This is a genomic window from Paenibacillus baimaensis, from assembly GCF_025567575.1.
Genome location: NZ_JAOQIO010000084.1, coordinates 629,400 through 647,525, shown reverse-complemented (window position 1 = coordinate 647,525; position 18,126 = coordinate 629,400). Strand labels below are relative to the sequence as shown.

The window sequence follows — 18,126 nt, the reverse complement described above, 5'->3', positions numbered from 1 at the left end:
CCCACTGGTCGTGGTTGGTGCGTATGCCACTTGGGACTTCTCAACCTCGATAGAACCTCCAGCCGCCGCTTTGTCTTTCTCTTGCTGTCTTGTTGGTTCTGGTTGAACTTTATCTGACTGCGCTTGTTCTGCATTTGCTTGTTCTCCCTGCACAACCGCTTCCTTCTCTCCTTGCGCCCCCTTGCTCTCTTCTTTCTTATCTGTTGAAAGCACCTGTACGTCACGACTTCCATCACGATATATCGTTACACCCTTGCAGCCCAAATCAAAGGCCAGCTCATAAAGTCGTTTCGTTTCCTCTAGCGTAAAGTCCGCCGGACAATTTGCTGTTTTGGAAATCGAGCTGTCCACCCACTTCTGTATCGCGGCCTGGACCCTGATATGATCTTCAGCTGACAAATCCATGGAGGTTACAAAATAATCCGGAAGATCCTCTTCAGCATGCGCATCTTTCCAATCCTGTGCTATCGGTACCAATTGCTTGTCAAAGCCAAGCCGGCTTTGCCTGTAGTATTCGAATGCAAAATAGGGCTCGATTCCGGTCGAAGTGCCAACCATTGTACCTGTACTTCCTGTTGGGGCCTGCGTAATTACGGTCACATTGCGCATACCTTTTTGTTGAATCGCCGCTCCCACCTCGGGATAAACGCTCGTCATCGTCTTCATGAACCCGCTTTGCAGAAAGGGCTCGGCCTCGAAGCGCTCGAAGCTTCCCTTTTCCGCAGCAATATCGGCTGAAGCCAAATAGGCTTCCTTGGCCATAAAACCGTACAGCTGATCCAGAAACAGCAATGATTCCGGGCTTCCATAACGAATTTGCAGCTTGATCATCAATTCAGCCAAACCCATCGTACCCAAACCTACACGACGTTCTCCCTGCTGATTAATTCGATTTTCTTCGAAGTGATAAGGGGTCTTATCGATGACATTGTCGAGGAATCGTGTGGAATGACGCACGACTCTACCCAGGTCAGCCCAATCGACATCCTGCTTCTGCTCATCATAAAACTTGGAAAGGTTGATTGCTGACAGATTGCATACACCCCAGGCTGGCAGCCCTTGCTCACCGCATGGATTTGTACAAATGATCGGATTAAAATACCAGCTGTTCGACATCTGGTTGTAATATTCCATGAAAACAACACCTGGCTCTGCCGACTTCCAGGCGGATTCCATGATAGTGTGCCATATTTCACGCGCTTTGACCGTACGCTGCACATGAACCTGCTTACCGAGCTTTTTCCATTTATCCAGATCGCCATTCCAGACGGTATCGTAATCAGGGTCATTCGTATCCGGGTAAACCAACTGCCAATCCAGATCCTCCTTTACGGCCTTCATAAAACCGTTGCTGACGCATACGGATAGATTGGCGTTCGTAATCTGCCCCATCGTCTGTTTCACCGTAATAAAATCGACTACATCCGGATGCCAATCATTCATCATCAGCATTAAAGCCCCTCTACGACTGCCTCCCTGCTCGATGAGACCCGTAGCATAACTAAATAATCCTCCCCAAGAGACGGCTCCGCTCGATGATCCGTTGACACCTTTGACGATCGCACGCCGTGGACGCAATGACGACAAATTAATTCCGACACCCCCGCCTCGTGCCATGATTTCAGTCATCTCCGATAACGTAGCCATAATACCACCCCGGCTGTCATGGGGAGAAGGTATGACATAGCAATTAAACAAGGTAAGCTCATCACTGGCATCAGCGCCGGCAGCAATACGTCCACCGGGAACTAGCTTCCAATCGTCCAATAAAGCTCTGAATTTCTCTGTCCACTCTGTCTTTTTTTCGGGAGTTGCTTCTACAGAAGCCATTGCCGATGCGAGACGGTCCCACATTTGCTCCGGCGTTTTCTCAATAGTTAAGGTAAGCTTTTCTACAGTCGAATCGACCAGTTCTCCATTACGGAGCTTCACCTTTACCTGGCTGCCGTTCCTGCTAACGATCTCGCCAACTTCCTTTGCTGGAAATTTGGGATCGTCCTTGGTCAGAACCAGCACGGTATCACCGACTTGAGTCATACTCGTATCCGCATTTTTCAAGGCGTAGCGGTCAAGAAAGATTTTTTCACTTAAACCGTGGAGTCTGGAGCTTTCGATTTTATTCAAAGTAATAACCTCCCGAGGAATTAGATACAATTAAAACACAATATGTAGTATGTATGAATCATTATAGTTCACTATATGTAGTTTTTCTAATAGGGTGATGACGAAATACAGCAGTTAGGACAAGATGCGGCGGCTTTTGCTTAATTTTTCTCTTTCTATCGAGGTTTTTCATTCGTTGACTTCTGCCTATCTCCTTGATACCCTATTCATAAGGATAATTCCGGTTATTCCGTTGCGGTAAGGGTTATTTCTAATTTACCATATTACGCCCAGATAATCAAACACATGTTCCCATTCGCTAGGAGGCATTCAATTGTATTTATATCAGCATCAATTTGTACCAAAAGAAGAAGTAGCCATATCGCCTGATGATCGCGGATACTACTTTGGAGATGGAATCTATGAGGTATTCCGCGTATATAACGGAGAGCTGTTTGAAGCCGAGGGGCATTACCGCAGACTGGAAAAAAGCGCAGCAGATGTCCGTATTTGCCTGCCATACAGCATCAAGGAGCTTCATGAAAAGCTGATCGAGCTCATTCAACTTAACCATCTGCAGGAAGGTACTGTCTACATACAAGTAACACGAGGCAGTGCCCTGCGCTCACATCCTTTTCCGAGTCAACCCGAGCCTGTCCTGATGGCGTTCACCACGGAGATGCAGCGCCCTATACATAAGATGGATCAAGGGATAACCGCCGTAACTGCTGACGATATTCGCTGGCTTCGCTGTGATCTGAAGACGTTGAATTTACTACCCAATGTAATGGCCAAGCAGGATGCACTGGACCGTGGAGCCGACGATGTTATTTGGCATCGGAATGGAACCATTACGGAATGCAGCGCCTCCAACTTCATGCTCATTAAGAATGGAGAGCTGTGGACCCATCCGGCGAACAACCTGATCCTGCATGGGATTACACGCGATGTCGTCCTTAAGCTGGCTCGACAGCTTCAACTGGAAGTACACGAAACTCCATTCCTATTAGATGAATTAAAGCTCGCAGAGGAAGCTTTCATAACCGGAACCACCGTTGAAATCACCCCTGTGATATCCATTGATAATGTCCCTATTGCTCAAGGCTTGCCTGGACCGATCACGCGTCAACTGCAGCAAGCTTTCAGAAAGCACATCGGACTGGCTTAGGATTTTAATAACTTCTAATCTTGTATTTACCCTGAACTTTGTATATTTAAAACAGCTTTTGCTAGAAAAAACAAAAAAAACCTCCGAAGCCTATTATCTCCGGAGGTTCCATGTTTCATTAGCGTATTTATCTGCCATTAGCTGCTCGGCCAATGCTCTCTCGTAATCCGTTAACCCTTCTTCCACTAGCTCAACTCCCAAGCCTTCGGCCAAACCGATTCGAAAAGCATCCTCCACTTCAGGCAATGCTACAACAGCTCTTCCAAGATCGCGACACAGATCATTGATCGCTACCGCTTTATGTACAAATTGCTGCCGCAGCCGCTCCTGCAATCGCTCGCTTCTGAATAACAGCACCCGAAATAGCTGATCCACATCCATATCCAGCAAAATAGACCCATGCTGCAGCACCACCTGCTTTTGCCTCGTTTGCGCGCTGCCTGCGATTTTACGTCCCTCGACAACCAGCTCGTACCAGGATGGAGAATCAAAACAAGCCGCTGACCCCATCGACTCATATTTGCGCTTATCGTCTTCACTTGCCAGCTGTACCATTTCGGCATCCAGTCCCAGCTTGCGAAAGCCAAGCACAAGCCCTTCACTCAGAACCCGGTAGGCCTCAGTCACACTCCGTGGAATGCCCGGATAATTCTCAGCCACAATAATACTATAGGTCAGCTCCTGATCATGCAGCACCGCGCGCCCTCCCGTCGGACGTCTAACGAATCCCAAACCTTCCTGCTTTAATTGCTCAAAATTGATTTCCTCAGCTGCCCGTTGGAAGTAACCAATCGACAGTGTAGCCGGATCCCAGCCATAGAATCGTACCGTTGGCGGCACCTTACCTTCACTATGAGCCGTCAATATTGCTTCATCCACTGCCATATTATAAGCAGGATGCTGCCTGCCTGATGAAAGAAACCGCCATTGCTTAGTCATATTCCTGCCTCCTCTTGAGCTTTATTTAGTGCTACCCACTATCATAATGCATCCGAACTAGTTATGAAAGTGCTTCTTTTCGTCCATACTACTACGTAATGCTAGCCTTCTACCAAGGTTCTTCCGAACGAGAAGCATGAAAGGAGACACTACCTGTGCAACCATCCGGCCCTAACGAATATATACGTCCCTTTAACGACCATGTCCAGCTGCATTTTGGACGTGACTGGTTTGAAGAACTACACACGAAAGCGATGCGCAACGGGCCATGGGATGATTGGACACTGTACCAGCTTGCCTATGAAGCTGAACAGGCCAGCCTGATTTCGAGCTTTGACGAGCTTCAATGCCTTGTGCACATTCAGAATGTGACTCCAATGAGCCATCAAATCGATACCGCCAAAAAAGTGCTGACCGAGATGCGCGGCCGTGCGATTCTTGCCGATGAGGTCGGATTGGGTAAAACCATCGAAGCTGGTCTCATTTTAAAAGAGTATATCATCAGGGGTCTCGTCAAAAAAGTGCTTATTCTGGTACCAGCCTCTCTCGTACTGCAATGGGTTCGTGAGCTGAACCAGAAATTTGCAATCCCTGCGGTTGCCCACAAAAAAGCCTACATGTGGGAGCAGGCCGACATTGTCGTCGCATCGATGGACACCGCCAAACGGGACCCGCATCGAGACATCGTACTCGGTCTCGAATACGACATGCTCATAATTGATGAAGCTCACAAGCTTAAGAACAAAAAGACGACCAATTACCAGTTCGTTACCGAGCTGCGCAAAAAATATTGTCTGCTGCTGACCGCAACTCCCGTGCAAAACGATCTGAAGGAGCTCTACAACCTCATCACCCTGCTAAAGCCAGGTCAATTAGGCGGACAAAGCAGCTTTCAGAGCAATTACGTAGTCGATAAACGCATTCCCAAAAACGAAGATCAGCTTCAGCACGAGCTGTCCAAGGTAATGATCCGCAATCGCCGCAGTGACGGCAATATTCATTTTACAAAACGAGTTGTCCGGAACCTGACATTAAAGCTGTCACCGCAGGAGCAAGCGCTTTACGAGGGCGTGACTGCATTCGTAAAAGGGCGGTTTGAGGATTCAGGCGGCGACTTCAGCAGTGCTTTATCACTGGTAACGCTTCAAAGGGAGGTATGCAGCAGTCGTGATGCCGTATTCCTTACACTTGTGAACATGTTTAAAAAAACACCTGAGGATTCCCCAGCACGGCCCCGCATTTGGGAGCTGATCGAGCTGATCCGCAGCATCAAAGCAAATACGAAGGCAGAGGCCGTTATCGAGCTCATTAAGGAGATCAACGATAAAGTCATTATTTTCACCGAGTATCGCGCTTCACAGGAATATTTGATGCACTATTTAAAGGAACACGGATTCTCTGCAGTACCTTACAGAGGTGGGATGAATCGTGGCAAAAAGGATTGGATGATGGATCTGTTTCGCAATCGGGCACAGGTGCTTGTCGCTACAGAAGCAGGCGGTGAAGGGATCAATCTGCAGTTTTGCCATAACATGATCAACTTTGATTTGCCATGGAATCCAATGCGGGTTGAGCAGCGAATCGGGCGTGTGCATCGGCTTGGGCAGACACATGATGTACATATCTACAATTTGGCCACAGAAGGAACGATAGAACAATATATTTTGTCGCTGCTTCATGAAAAAATCAACATGTTCGAGCTCGTAATCGGTGAGCTGGATACGATATTGGAACGCTTTGACAAAACACAAACGCTAGAAACCCATCTAGCCAAAATGATATTAACCTCCCGCAGCGATGAGGAGATTCGTCGTCACATTGATGAACTGGGACATTCGATCTCGTCTATTCGTAATGAGGCCCTCCAGCAGGTGCAGGATGCCGCTCCGCTCACCATGATTCTCGATGCCTTAGGACAACCGATCATCCACGACACGGAGGTGCTTCCATGAAACCTGAGCAGATTGAACGGTTCGTTATGCGTTTCCTGCAAGCCGAGAAGTGCGATATTATCGAAAAGCATCCGGCTTATGTCACCGCCAAGCTTTCCCCTTCAGCCGATAAGGAGCTTACCTTCCGCCCTTATTATTGGAGCTTTGTGGAGCGAACCGGAGTTGTACCAGAGACCATGACTTGCACCTTTATCTTTGATCCCGATGCGCACAAGGCAGTAACCCAGTCTGCACAACCAGCTGCGAATCAACAACCGCAGGCCGTTGCCGGATATGTTACTTCTGGTGGGGTATCCCTATCTGCAGCTGCTGCGGTACCATCAACTGGCAGTCCCGTATCGCCACAACCACAGCCGCAGCCGGACAGCATCCTTGGGCGATATTTTGGATTTGTCCCCACCCAGATCACCGCAAGGATTCCTAAGGATGAGGTCACCTTCGGGAGCCGTCGCTTGCTGCAGCTTTTTGATGTTGTCCGCAGTAAAGGTAAATTTGTTCACCTGTATGAGCAGTTTATACCGGATCAACCCAAATCACGTACTACCTCCGCCTATGAGAACTGGCTGCAAGTCAATTTCAAGGTAGAATTGGCCTGTGATATGAAGCGAAGCGAGATCCATTCACTCGGCATTCATTTGGGTACTGGCGAAATTCGCAGACACTTTCAAGAGCTGCTGCTAACCAGGCAGTTAACACCTCGTTTGCCTGCACACGTATTTCTGAATCCGGATACCATTACATTGGCACGCGCTGTCCTGTATCTGGAGCAGCACCTGGAACAGCTGCTGCGAGGATATGATCATCGATGGGCAGAAGAAGCAGGCAGCCGCCTGCAGGAGGAAATAGACCGCATTGACAGCTACTACAAGCCCTTAATCCAGAGCACTGAGCTTGAGCACAAGTCTGATATTGAACAGCAGTATACGAACCGGAGACAGGAAATCGAATGGCAGTATCGGCCGCGCATCATGATATCCGTCATCAACTGCGGTCTTTTTCATTTACAAACAGTGGGCATACACAGTAGATGACGTATTGTGCTACGTGACAGCAAAATAAGTAACAAACTTTGTTTATTTGAGATACAGGTTGTAACAAAATAATTAACACATATTCAGTACAATAGATGCATAGCGAAGCAACAGGAGATGTCGAATATCACGAGGACATCTAGAAAGCAGGTGAATTTATGGATAAAGCAAAACTATGGGTCATTTCGTTACTGCTATGGACAAGCCTTTCACTCCCATCTTCACTCTCTTCGGCCGCATTGCCGCTAGCTGCCCAGACCGTGCCTGTACCCGCTGCCATGCAGACCCCGCCTGATTCCAATAGTATTGTGCAGGCACCTTCCTTCATGGAAGCTGTCCAGCAATGGATGAAGCAGCTGTCAGCTGAACCAGGCTACAGCGCGTGGAAGCAAGCAACCTGGTCGGGCTACTCACTCGGACCCGGAACACACGGCTGGATTGTCCTCATACAATCTGATGGTCGTGATGCTGGCTATATGGTCATTCACGCTGCCGATCCGGCTAATCCCAACAAGTACCAGCTTACCGAATACGGCAGCGGCGGGAAGCCGCTGTTCAGCCTGCAAACTCTGTACCGTTCACTGGTACAGCTCGAACTTATACATAGCTCTTATACAGTTCAGCCTTGGTACGTGAATCCTTTATATGCCCTGTGGATTGTAGAATCTGGTGGTACTTATTATTACCTGGATGCCATCACCGGAGAATCCTTGCCCATTGATCAGATTGACCTTCTTCAGAAAAATACCGATCCAGCAAACACTGCTGACACGTCCTTGCTTTCCGAGCATACGATAAAGCAGAGACAGGCAATTCCTTCCTTTGACCCTTATGAGAAGCTTCCGTGGATACAAGTTGTATCCGCCAGCTTCACATCCTTTACTGAGCTTCAAGGTGAGCTTCAGCAGCAGCGAAGGCTAACCTACACGACAGAGCTTTACCAAACCAAAATACGCATGGTAGCCGCAGTTATCGGCTTCCATCAATGGTCCAATGATGAAGCATTTCTACTGCTGGAACAGGATGGGCATCGTGCGATTCCCTACTCCTTCTTATCCCAATCTGGAAACCTCTTCCGATCCTCCCCTTAGGTTATTCTCCTCCTCTATATAGAAAAGCTTCCTACCTGCTGTAATCGACTTCCCAGTCGATCAGGATGGCAAGAAGCTTTTCATTTTTTATAATATCAGAATGTATAAGTTTTCAGCAGAGCTGAATATTCTGATATTGCAAGAAAAGCTACATTTAAAACACGGATGTATCTTCCTCGAATAGGCTTCGATCAGAAGCTTTTCTTATTAAGCAGCCCTTTGAGCCACATTGCTATTGCATAAGGTACCATTCCAAACCAACGATACGGCCAGGGCTCACGTACCTTCCGGTGAATAGCTCTTGTTTGCTTGCGAATTTTTCTTGGGGTTTCCACATAATCCAGCAGCTTCTCTGTAACGTATGTGACCCATTCTTCACCCTGTGCCAAACCTCAGTCACCCCCGTATTTCAAGTGTAACCGGGATCGTCTGTTTACAAACCTCTCAAGAAAGGGAACATCCTGATATAAGTCTCCATCACTGCATGGATTTGCTGACATCCTAAAGCTGCCAGAATAAAGAGCCTGCAAGGAGTGACAATGACGTTTACTTTATCATCTTATCCCTCTGCAGGCTCTCACCAACACATGTATCTATCTACTTTTTCATTACTGCGTACTGAATTACATTTTTTCCGGTGCTTTCAACCCAATTAAAGTTAGCCCGTTGCGAATCGTAATTTGTGTACATCTTACCAAAGCCAATCTTGCTTGTCGAAGAGCTGCATCCTCAATCAGTATCGGGCTGTCATGGTAGAATCGGTTAAAACTCTGCGCCAAATCAACCAAATAACGGCTGACTACAGAAGGCTCCAGCTTCTGCGCCGATTGCTCCAAACGTTCCTTGAATACATACAACTGTTTCAACAGGGCTTGCTCGGAGGCATTTACCAGCAGGTCGGCAGCATGATTCTCCAGCTTCAATGGTAGCTCCTCGCCAATTACTCGCTCTCCAGCTTTGCGCAGCACACTGCTCGCTCTGGCATGGGTATACTGGACATAGGGTCCAGTCTCACCCTCAAAATTCAATGCTTCCTCCCATGAGAAGACAATATCCTTGATCCGGTTATTGCTTAAATCGCTAAAAATAATGGCACCCACGCCTACTTCCTGGGCGATCGCAGCTTTATTGTCCAGATCCGGGTTCTTTTGCTCAATGATTTCACTCGTTTTTTCAATAGCCTGCGTAAGCAGCTCTTCCAGTCGAATCACATTGCCCTTACGCGTAGAGAGCTTCGCACCTTCAAGACTAACCTTGCCGAAAGGCACATGCACAAGACGATTATGCCAATCGTAGCCCATCAGCTCGATGACCTTGAACCACTGCTGGAAGTGAAGACTTTGCCCGGCGTCAGTCACATAAATACATTTTTCAAAATCATAGGTGGCCTGGCGATAGACAGCCGCGGTCACATCACGAGTATGATACAAGGTACCGCCATCTTTTTTGATCATCAAGGCTGGTGGCATATTGTAGTCATCCAAACGCACCAATTGCGCGCCTTCATCCTCTTCAAGAAGGTTCTTAGCCTTCAGCTCCTCAACAAAAGCAGCCATTTTATCATTATAAAAGCTTTCGCCCGTGTACGCATCAAACTTCACGCCGAGCAGCTCATACATTTTTTCAAATTCCTTAAGACTGATCTCCACAAACCATTTCCATAGCTTAATCGCTTCCTCATCACCTTGCTCCAACCGAACAAAGCACAGACGCGCCTCATTTTCCAGCTCAGGATTCTGCTCCGCTTCATCATGGAACTTGATGTACAAACGCTGAAGCTCTCCAATGCCTTCTGCTTCAACGGTAGCCTGTTCTCCCCATAGCTTGTACGCGACAATCAGCTTGCCGAACTGCGTACCCCAATCACCCAAATGATTGATACCCACACAATGATAACCTAAGAATTCGTGAATCTTGTAGATTGCATTGCCAATCATCGTTGAACGCAGATGTCCAATATGAAACGTCTTTGCAATATTAGGTGATGAAAAATCGATGACGATATTACGGCCCTGTCCGATATTTTGCGATCCGTAGCGATCCTGCTGCTCCAGAATCTCGCCAATTACACTCGATGCCAGATGCCCAGGCTGTAAAAATACATTGAAGTACCCTGCAACCGCTTCTACCCGCTGAACGGCCGGATGCTCCTTCCAGCTTGCAGCCAGCTCTTCAGCTATCGCTTGCGGCGCTCTGCGCAGCAGCTTGCTGAACTTGAAGCATGGCATCGACAAATCCCCCATTTGCGGATTCGGTGGGTATTCGATCAGTTCCATGATCGTCGCTTCATCTACGCCCTCTAATTGTGAGCCTAATTGTGTTGCTAACAAATGCTTATAATCCATGAATGATATGCCCCTCTCTACAACAACTGCTTGTCCAACGATGAAACTGCCTTGTATGCAATAAAGCACCCCGGGACGGGGTGCTTGTTAGACTTCAGTCCCAAAATACCGTTAATTGTCTATGAACATTATAGCTATCCGCAAAAATCGAGTCAAGCAGCAAAGTAACAAGAACCCTTTCAGCCTTAATCAGCCAAACGAGCAGTGAACATCGATTTGGCCATACGGGATCCTTCACAGTAGATTTCAACCTCGATCTTGCAGTATCTTCGACTAAGCTCAATAATGTTAGGAACCAGATCAATCACACTATCGATGGGTATAGGCAACAGAAAAAAGTTCGATGAGCTGTCCAATATCAGGTTTCCCCTCTTCTCTTCTTTAACTATACGCATGGCAGCCTGACTCATCAAAGTTGTCATTAATCCTTCTGATACCATACCGACATGATTGGTCATTTGTGCTGATATCGTTCGGCGATAGAACAATTGTCCGTTCTTGTCACGCATTTTCTCCACACTGGACCAGAGCTGATCTTCAAAGGTTTCCCCGTTTTGCGGCTGTGTCTGTGCAAATTGAAGCGCCTTTAATACATCTTTACGGCTGATGACACCAATCATTCTACGGTCTTTTCCGACTACTGGCAGCAGCTCTATCCCTTCCCACACCATCGTGTGGCTGACATAAGCAACAGAGGCTTGCGACTCGATCGTCAGCGGATTTTTAGTCATGAATTGATCGACAGTTTGATCTGGCTCTGAGCCCCATACGTCTCTCGTCGTAATCATCCCGATAGGTCTGTACTGCTCGTCGACTACAGGGAAACGCGTATGTCCTGACTCTTCTATTAATTGCTGCACATCCGATACCTTATCTTTGGCATGGAGGACATACACTGGAGTATCTGGATCCGTTCTGAGTATGTCTTGAACCAGCATGATTTTCTTTTTAATCATTCTATCGTCAATGGCCCGATTGATCATGGTAGCCACTGTAAAAGTATCATAACTAGTAACGATGATAGGAAGTTCCAGCTCATCTGCCAGCTCTTTGGCTTCATCCAAGGGATGGAACCCCCCCGTAATCAGCACGCCTGCCCCCTGCCCCAATGCATACACATGAGCCTGCGTTCGGTTACCGACAATCAACAAATTATCCGGATCGATATAGCGTTTCATCGCTTCGAGCTGCATCGCTCCAATGACGAACTTATGTAACGATTTATGCAGTCCCTTGGCTCCACCAATGACTTCGCCATCCACAATATTCACGACCTCGGCAAACGTCAGTTTATCGATTTTCAAATACTCTTTTTTCTCCACGCGAACCGTACCGATCCGATCTTTCGTGCTGACGATACCTAAGCTTTCCGCTTCTTTAATAGCCCGATATGCAGTTCCCTCGCTTACTTCAAGCGTTTGAGCGACCTTTCTAACCGAAATGCGCGTGCCAACACTTAATTCTTCTATATATTGAACAATTTGTTGATGTTTAGTGAGAAACTCCTGATTATCCTCGTTCATGCTTTTTCACCTCACGCTACCGCTGTATCACTCTGTTTTTATATTATACGATAACAGCACAAAAAAACAGTTCCTTTCCACATTCGGAAAAAGAACTGCCTTCAACATCAATCATGACCGTCCCTACATTATTCCTTCACTGCTGGGTAATTAAGGGTCAAATAGACCGGTGATAACGGATAAAAGGTAGTTTCTGTGCACGCATAACATACGGTGTAATAACAGTCAGCGAGCTCTTCCAGCTTCTCCCCGCATTTCGAGCAGCATTTATCAGGAAGCGATTCATAAAAAGTGCTTGAATTAACCAACATCCATCCCATCTCCCTAATAAATAGTCATTGATCCTACAAGCCAACACTGTATTAATACAGTTTATATTTTATTTTTTTATTGTATAACAAAAACTCAATCTGTACAATACTGTTTTACATATATTTTTTTGTTGTATAACAATGTAAAAAAGGCAGATCGAATTTACTCATTCGTCTGCCTTTTTTAATTTCGAATATGAATCAAGTGAAGTATGTGCATGTTGAAACAACAAAAAAACCTTCAAAATGAATCGAAGGTTTTTCAGTACATATGATGCGGTCAAGAGGACTCGAACCTCCACGGGGGGTTAGCCCACACGGACCTGAACCGTGCGCGTCTGCCAATTCCGCCATGACCGCTTGTAGCGACAAGAGATAATATATCACGATATATTACTGATGTCAACGTTGTTTTTAATTTTTTTGTAAACAGGTTCATTTACACCAAATCCACACTAACCATCCAGCAACAATCCAGATAGGAAGCGTGAACAAAAGTCCGAATATGGTTCCTTTTAACGCTGAGCCATTGTCCGACATGCCCCCGCCCCCCTGTTTCCATATAGAGAATCATACCGCATTCCATACATTGTTGATGTATCCTATGCAGGCTTTTAAATTCGTATGACACATTCATCATGTTTGCATACAGGCTCCATATAATAGTCAAGAAGGGGGCGAATATATATGGTACTGCTTCAGTTGATGATCGGCATTACTGCTGCTTTATTTATATGGGGCTTTATTCGGATGTCATTTCACAGCTTGTTATGTGTCATCGGTATTACTTTGGTAGTTAGCTTGCTAATACCCGGCGCTTTTGCCTTCATTAGCGGAATTTTGCTCATTTTCATCGGCATGCTGGCCGCGCTAGGTGTGCTGTTTATTATCGGGTCCTTTAAGAATTAGAGCATCGGATCGTTATGACTCAGATTAGACGACGTATCTATAGCCATTCGTTATAGCGCTCCTCCGTGTAGGGCTGATAATGATATTTACGGTTCAGCTTCACGACATTACGATTCTGCTTACGGATGGCCACTGTATCGTCATCCCAGGCGACCACGATCCCCCGAACATCATTCTTCGGATCAGCATCCCTGACCACGCGAAGCTTTGTGCCGTCTATGCGGTATTGATCCAACTGCTCTTCACTAATCATGATTTGTACGCCTCCCTTACATCCGTCATTAAGTATAGAATACACCAATCCGAGCACACAATAAACAGGACACGCTACATGAACCCATCAAAGGAGAATGTTGACTTGGACAAAAAAAAATATTATGTGACCGTTGGCTCCAGCGAGATACTAGAACCACAAGAAACCATCGGTAATTTTGATTTTGAGATATTGGCCACCGAAGAGGAGATCGACCAATTGCAAGAGCTATTCGAAGAATCCGAGGACGCACAAGACGATACTTTTTTCAGGGCACACATCCCTATCCGGTTGTACCATAATGACAAAGAAAATGACGTGGCTGATTATTATCTCTCTCAGATCTACAGCAAGCTGTATGAGCTCGGTACAGATGAAACCAAAGCCCATATCAAGAACATGAACATTCTGCCTCTACAATAACCAGTATGCTGATACAACAAAAAACCTATTCCCACCAAGGAGAATAGGTTTCCCTACTATGGATCGTACCCAAATACGATTAGCTGACATGTTCTTTGGAATCATTGGTTTCAAACCAGTAATCCAATACCTTGCTCGACATTACGCGCTTGCTGATGTAATCAACTTGCTGTTCGGAAAAATTCTGCTGCCACTCTACCCCAAGCTCATTGCACAACTTCACGATGGTCAACAGCTCGGACCATGCCACATATCTTTTGTACCAAAAAAATTGAGGATGTTCAATCATATAGGGATACAGATCATCAAATTCTGTATGTTTACAATCGAGGGCACGTTCAAAGTGAATTTTCGCTTCGCTTAACTTGGTCATGAAAAAATCGTTTGGAATTTCATTCCCCATAGCAAATGCCTCCTCTCTTATGCATAATAGTATTATAAATGAAAATGCGTTCAGATGGAAGGCTTTCCAACTTTGAAAATTATTCATCCCAACACGAAAATTATTCGAAAATAATGTTTCCATGCTCCATTGAAGCGATGCTTACCAGCGATTCAACTCTGATTCCCGACTCCCTGATTGTTCGTCCGCCAGCCTGGAACGTTTTCTCAACAGCAATACCTACCCCTACCAAATGGGCTCCTGATCTGCGAATAATACGGATCAGCCCTCTCGCCGCGTCTCCATTCGCAATAAAATCATCGATCAACAGGATACGATCCTCTGCAGATAAAAACTCGCGAGCTACCATAATATCGGTAACAAAGCCTTTGGTAAAAGACGGAACACGCTCACTGTAAATTTCGGTCGTGTCTGAGCTGACCGGTTTTTTACGACGGGCAAACACCATAGGTACATTCAAAATCTGTGCTGCCGCAAAAGCAATGGGAATCCCTGACGATTCAATCGTCAATATTTTCGTTACACCCTCTTCGGCAAATATAGTGGCAAATTCCTTACCCATCGCTGTTGTGAGCACAGGGTCCACCGCATGATTCAATATGGCATCCAGCTTGATCACTTCATTGGAAAGAACTTGGCCAACCTCTCGTATACGCTGCTTTAATAATTCCATCTCATATCCTCCATCCGAAAAATCCTTACTCGTTAACTTATCATAATGATATTCCGCGTTTCAAGTCCCACATCAATAAACTTTTGTAAGTTTCGAAACTTTCTGAGGGGGTAATACGTCAGATACAGTATATAGTGCCACAAAACAGCAGTTTTTTTCCAAATTGTCTGGAATTGGTCAAATTTACGCTTTGTTCTGGTCCCCTGTACAGAGTATGATTAGATTGGTTTCACATCTTAATGGAAGGCAGGATGCAGATGACAACGAAATCCAAATTACATACCTTGTCGCCAGCTACTATCGTCCTCATCTTACTATTATCAGGCTGCACCTATCCGACATCCGAGTCCGCACATCAGCATCAACCCGGTACGCAGGATATGACACCTCAGCCCTTAACACTTGCAGAGCCTACACCTACTTCTCCATCGTCGCCTGCGGCTATTGACGAACCAGCACCTGCTACGCCTCCTGCAGCGTCCAACGCCAGTGACAAAGTATCCTTGGCAAGCGTGGAGCCTGCGGTCAAGTCGGAACCATCGGTTAGCGAGGTCAAACCTGCACCTGCTAAGCCTAAGATCGACATTCGTGACCCCTACAATCAGGCAAAGCCAACGCTGCTCGGATTAACCTTGAATAGCTCGAAGGAAGGCGTCACGACTCGTTATGGCAAACCCTCTGAGCAATTCGTGATGGATGAGGATACGGATCCGATAACTGTACTTGATTACAAGGACTTTCTAGTCGGATTTAACAAAAAGAATCAACTAACCTTCATCGACATTCGTAGCGCCGAAATCAATCCTGGATTGAATGGGCTGAAATTAGGGCAATCGACAAGCCAGGTCTATGAAGCGTTAGGCAAGCCCGATACCAATACTAGCTTTGTCTTAACCTACAAATCGACAGGTGCCGTCCTCAAGCTTGATATCGATCCCAAAACCGATAAAGTGAACTCGATCAAGTTGTTCACCCTTCAGGAGTAACACAAAGAAAAAGCCTTAATCGGATTTCTCCGGTCTTGGCTTTTTCTTTATGTTACTTGGTGAGAGATTTGGTTTTCCGGACACGCCAATAAATAATTAGCCCCACAACGACTACTACAGCAATGATAATACCGGTTATCCCCAAATAATGATGAACGACCCCCATAATTCTCGGCGCGTTCACTCCAATAAAATGCCCCAAGGTCAAAAATGTCATACACCATATGAGCGCTCCGCATCCTGCAAACAACAGATAACGCCATAATTTCACACCACTTACACCTGCCCAATAGCAAGTAAAGTGCCTTATACCCGGTATATAGTAACCGAACACAACCGTCCACAGACCGTATTTTTTAAACCAGCTTTCGACAAGATCCAGCCTCTCAGGCGTTAACTTCACCCATTTTCCGTATTTATATAAAAAGGGCTTGCCAACTGTATTTCCCAAGTAGTAGCTGACTATCATTCCAACCATCGTACCCGCAAAGCTGGCCAAAAGTGATTTCCCAAAAGAAAGCGGCCCGTCAATCGTAGTCAAAGAACCCACAGTCGTCATAAGAATTTCATCAGGAATAGGTATACCCACAATCCCAACAGCCAGTAAACCAAATAGAGCGATATACCCATAACTTTCAATTAGTAGTAAGATTTCATCCAGCACCAGGACACGCTCCAGCATAAGATATGGTATAACGAATAAATTGGCATTCATAATCAAGTGGACATCATCTATTTTAACAGAAGTGCGCCAATTACCCAAATTCATGTCATGATATCATCCAGTCATTCATACCTTGTACTGTTCTGCATAGAACAAGCTGTATGAAGGGTGGACATCATTGCATGAGAAAGCTTGGACGCATCATACAAGTTGGTTTTACTTACGCCGGTACAGTTGTGGGTGCCGGGTTTGCAACGGGTCAGGAAATATTGCAGTTTTTCACCAGATACGGTTGGCCTGCTACCCTAAGTATCTGCCTGTCTACTTTATTGTTTGTTTCGCTCGGGATCAAGCTGATGCTGCTTGCTCATGATCTTAAAGCCCGTTCCTATGAGGATATGAATACTTTCTTATTCGGGCGTTCTATCGGCAGGTGGACCAATCTGTTTACACTTTTTACGATGCTGGGCGTCTCCTCTGTCATGCTTGCGGGTGCCGGATCGGTGTTTGAAGAACAGTTCCATTTGCCTTATCAGTGGGGATTGTTCATTACGTTGTGCTTATCCTATTTGATTTTGACTAAAGGTATGCAAGCCATTATGGCCGTGAACTCTGTTGTCGTACCGCTCATGCTCTGTTTTATCGGAATGGTGGTTTGGCACACTTGGAGCTTGCCCGGCTCTGGTAACTGGCTGGAGCTTACCTCTGACTTCAGCCTCGGACAAACCGGTCTTTCTCCCCTGCTGTACGCTGCTTTTAATCTATCGATGGCACAGGGAGTGCTCGTCCCTCTCGGCGGCCAAATTCAGGATCGTCATACGCTATATTGGGGCGGAGTAACGGGAGGACTGATCATCGGACTGATGCTCTTGGCTGGACACTTCGCCTTATCAGCTCAAATGCCTGGCATTGCTCAATTCGATATACCGATGGGACAGCTCATTTCCAGTATAGGGTGGGTATGGCAGCTGCTTTTTGCATGCGTCATCTACGGTGAAATCTTCACTACCTATATTGCTGATTTGTTTGGAATATCCAGACAAATGGAGCAGCATCTCCAAATTTCACGCGTATGGATCGTGCTTTCTCTATTATTATTTACCTATATAATCAGTCAGTTTGGGTTTAAATCGCTCCTCGCCACCTTGTATCCGCTCTTCGGGCTGTTCAGCCTTGCCTGGATGTTCATGCTTATCTGGCCCAGAAAGCGTGGATTCCACACGAACTAATGAGAGGACAAGGGATAACCTCAGCACCATAAACAGCATCCCAAAAAGCATGAATACAAAGCCGCATACCAGATATCCGTAATGGTACAAAGGGTAGCTCTGGGCATCACGAATCACGGCCAG

General features: G+C 46.2%; 18 protein-coding genes and 1 tRNA gene. 8 read left to right on the top strand and 11 right to left on the bottom strand.

All coding sequences use genetic code 11. The features are described 5' to 3' along the window. On the bottom strand, positions 1-2,124 hold a 2,124-nt coding region (locus OB236_RS22090; RefSeq protein ID WP_262685912.1), incomplete at its 3' end, for an adenosylcobalamin-dependent ribonucleoside-diphosphate reductase. A gap of 313 nt (positions 2,125-2,437) precedes the next feature. Between OB236_RS22090 and dat the strand changes: the two genes are divergently transcribed. Next, a complete protein-coding gene (dat, locus tag OB236_RS22085; RefSeq protein ID WP_262685911.1) occupies positions 2,438-3,271 on the top strand; it encodes a D-amino-acid transaminase in 834 nt (277 codons plus the stop codon). 93 nt (positions 3,272-3,364) lie between these two features. On the opposite strand, the gene OB236_RS22080 is transcribed toward dat, so the two are convergent. Continuing rightward, on the bottom strand, positions 3,365-4,210 hold the full coding sequence (locus OB236_RS22080) for a lipoate--protein ligase family protein (protein ID WP_262685910.1): 846 nt from the start codon (positions 4,208-4,210) through the stop codon (positions 3,365-3,367). A gap of 155 nt (positions 4,211-4,365) precedes the next feature. Between OB236_RS22080 and OB236_RS22075 the strand changes: the two genes are divergently transcribed. The 3 genes from OB236_RS22075 (at position 4,366) to OB236_RS22065 (ending at position 8,284) form a co-directional block, all read left to right on the top strand. Beyond that, positions 4,366-6,162 (top strand): DEAD/DEAH box helicase, encoded by a 1,797-nt coding sequence (locus OB236_RS22075; RefSeq protein WP_262685909.1) that lies wholly within the window; start codon positions 4,366-4,368, stop codon positions 6,160-6,162. Then, positions 6,159-7,193, top strand: a complete 1,035-nt coding sequence (locus OB236_RS22070; RefSeq protein ID WP_262685908.1) for a YqhG family protein — start codon at positions 6,159-6,161, stop codon at positions 7,191-7,193. The genes OB236_RS22075 and OB236_RS22070 overlap by 4 nt, the downstream gene beginning before the upstream one ends. Positions 7,194-7,351: 158 nt before the next feature. Beyond that, positions 7,352-8,284: a hypothetical protein gene (locus OB236_RS22065; RefSeq protein ID WP_262685907.1), complete on the top strand. Its 933-nt coding sequence runs from the start codon at positions 7,352-7,354 to the stop codon at positions 8,282-8,284. 191 nt (positions 8,285-8,475) lie between these two features. On the opposite strand, the gene OB236_RS22060 is transcribed toward OB236_RS22065, so the two are convergent. The 5 genes from OB236_RS22060 to OB236_RS22040 all read right to left on the bottom strand — a co-directional run bounded on the left by OB236_RS22060 (position 8,476) and on the right by OB236_RS22040 (position 12,823). Continuing rightward, positions 8,476-8,673 (bottom strand): YqzE family protein, encoded by a 198-nt coding sequence (locus OB236_RS22060; RefSeq protein WP_076229243.1) that lies wholly within the window; start codon positions 8,671-8,673, stop codon positions 8,476-8,478. Between the two features lie 234 nt (positions 8,674-8,907). Continuing rightward, positions 8,908-10,629 carry an arginine--tRNA ligase gene (argS, locus tag OB236_RS22055; protein WP_262685906.1) on the bottom strand — a complete coding sequence of 574 codons (1,722 nt, stop codon included), beginning with the start codon at positions 10,627-10,629 and terminating at the stop codon, positions 8,908-8,910. A gap of 185 nt (positions 10,630-10,814) precedes the next feature. Further along, entirely contained in the window at positions 10,815-12,152 is a 1,338-nt protein-coding gene (locus tag OB236_RS22050; protein WP_262685905.1) for a DRTGG domain-containing protein, read from the bottom strand. 128 nt (positions 12,153-12,280) lie between these two features. Continuing rightward, positions 12,281-12,463, bottom strand: coding sequence for a protein YhfH (gene yhfH, locus OB236_RS22045; RefSeq protein ID WP_262685904.1), 183 nt, complete (start codon positions 12,461-12,463; stop codon positions 12,281-12,283). Positions 12,464-12,738: 275 nt separating this feature from the next. Then, positions 12,739-12,823: transfer RNA gene (locus OB236_RS22040), tRNA-Leu, on the bottom strand. Between the two features lie 327 nt (positions 12,824-13,150). Here OB236_RS22040 and OB236_RS22035 point away from each other — a divergent pair. Then, positions 13,151-13,372, top strand: coding sequence for a hypothetical protein (locus OB236_RS22035; RefSeq protein WP_262685903.1), 222 nt, complete (start codon positions 13,151-13,153; stop codon positions 13,370-13,372). A gap of 37 nt (positions 13,373-13,409) precedes the next feature. On the opposite strand, the gene OB236_RS22030 is transcribed toward OB236_RS22035, so the two are convergent. Then, positions 13,410-13,625 (bottom strand): hypothetical protein, encoded by a 216-nt coding sequence (locus OB236_RS22030; protein ID WP_262685902.1) that lies wholly within the window; start codon positions 13,623-13,625, stop codon positions 13,410-13,412. A 105-nt stretch (positions 13,626-13,730) separates the two neighbouring features. Here OB236_RS22030 and OB236_RS22025 point away from each other — a divergent pair, with 105 nt between their 5' ends. Further along, on the top strand, positions 13,731-14,048 hold the full coding sequence (locus OB236_RS22025) for a hypothetical protein (protein WP_262685901.1): 318 nt from the start codon (positions 13,731-13,733) through the stop codon (positions 14,046-14,048). A 79-nt stretch (positions 14,049-14,127) separates the two neighbouring features. Here OB236_RS22025 and OB236_RS22020 read toward each other — a convergent pair whose 3' ends face one another. Both OB236_RS22020 and OB236_RS22015 read right to left on the bottom strand, forming a co-directional pair. Then, a complete protein-coding gene (locus OB236_RS22020) occupies positions 14,128-14,451 on the bottom strand; it encodes a hypothetical protein (protein ID WP_076229236.1) in 324 nt (107 codons plus the stop codon). A gap of 100 nt (positions 14,452-14,551) precedes the next feature. Next, positions 14,552-15,124, bottom strand: a complete 573-nt coding sequence (locus OB236_RS22015; RefSeq protein WP_262685900.1) for a xanthine phosphoribosyltransferase — start codon at positions 15,122-15,124, stop codon at positions 14,552-14,554. A 257-nt stretch (positions 15,125-15,381) separates the two neighbouring features. Between OB236_RS22015 and OB236_RS22010 the strand changes: the two genes are divergently transcribed. Beyond that, positions 15,382-16,110 carry a DUF4309 domain-containing protein gene (locus OB236_RS22010; RefSeq protein ID WP_262685899.1) on the top strand — a complete coding sequence of 243 codons (729 nt, stop codon included), beginning with the start codon at positions 15,382-15,384 and terminating at the stop codon, positions 16,108-16,110. 52 nt (positions 16,111-16,162) lie between these two features. Here the strand turns inward: OB236_RS22010 and OB236_RS22005 are convergent, their stop codons facing one another. Then, positions 16,163-16,879 carry a DedA family protein gene (locus tag OB236_RS22005; protein ID WP_305954284.1) on the bottom strand — a complete coding sequence of 239 codons (717 nt, stop codon included), beginning with the start codon at positions 16,877-16,879 and terminating at the stop codon, positions 16,163-16,165. Between the two features lie 77 nt (positions 16,880-16,956). Between OB236_RS22005 and OB236_RS22000 the strand changes: the two genes are divergently transcribed. Beyond that, positions 16,957-18,003, top strand: coding sequence for a YkvI family membrane protein (locus OB236_RS22000; protein ID WP_262685897.1), 1,047 nt, complete (start codon positions 16,957-16,959; stop codon positions 18,001-18,003). Positions 18,004-18,126 lie beyond the last annotated feature (123 nt).

Bases quoted from the DNA above. Each gene is read 5' to 3' on its own strand.
- OB236_RS22080 (WP_262685910.1), bottom strand. From the start codon at position 4,210: ATGACTAAGCAATGGCGGTTTCTTTCATCAGGCAGGCAGCATCCTGCT.
- OB236_RS22070 (WP_262685908.1), top strand. From the start codon at position 6,159: ATGAAACCTGAGCAGATTGAACGGTTCGTTATGCGTTTCCTGCAAGCC.
- OB236_RS22065 (WP_262685907.1), top strand. From the start codon at position 7,352: ATGGATAAAGCAAAACTATGGGTCATTTCGTTACTGCTATGGACAAGC.
- argS (WP_262685906.1), bottom strand. From the start codon at position 10,629: ATGGATTATAAGCATTTGTTAGCAACACAATTAGGCTCACAATTAGAG.
- OB236_RS22050 (WP_262685905.1), bottom strand. From the start codon at position 12,152: ATGAACGAGGATAATCAGGAGTTTCTCACTAAACATCAACAAATTGTT.
- yhfH (WP_262685904.1), bottom strand. From the start codon at position 12,463: ATGTTGGTTAATTCAAGCACTTTTTATGAATCGCTTCCTGATAAATGC.
- OB236_RS22035 (WP_262685903.1), top strand. From the start codon at position 13,151: ATGGTACTGCTTCAGTTGATGATCGGCATTACTGCTGCTTTATTTATA.
- OB236_RS22030 (WP_262685902.1), bottom strand. From the start codon at position 13,625: ATGATTAGTGAAGAGCAGTTGGATCAATACCGCATAGACGGCACAAAG.
- OB236_RS22020 (WP_076229236.1), bottom strand. From the start codon at position 14,451: ATGGGGAATGAAATTCCAAACGATTTTTTCATGACCAAGTTAAGCGAA.
- OB236_RS22015 (WP_262685900.1), bottom strand. From the start codon at position 15,124: ATGGAATTATTAAAGCAGCGTATACGAGAGGTTGGCCAAGTTCTTTCC.
- OB236_RS22010 (WP_262685899.1), top strand. From the start codon at position 15,382: ATGACAACGAAATCCAAATTACATACCTTGTCGCCAGCTACTATCGTC.
- OB236_RS22005 (WP_305954284.1), bottom strand. From the start codon at position 16,879: ATGAATTTGGGTAATTGGCGCACTTCTGTTAAAATAGATGATGTCCAC.
- OB236_RS22000 (WP_262685897.1), top strand. From the start codon at position 16,957: ATGAGAAAGCTTGGACGCATCATACAAGTTGGTTTTACTTACGCCGGT.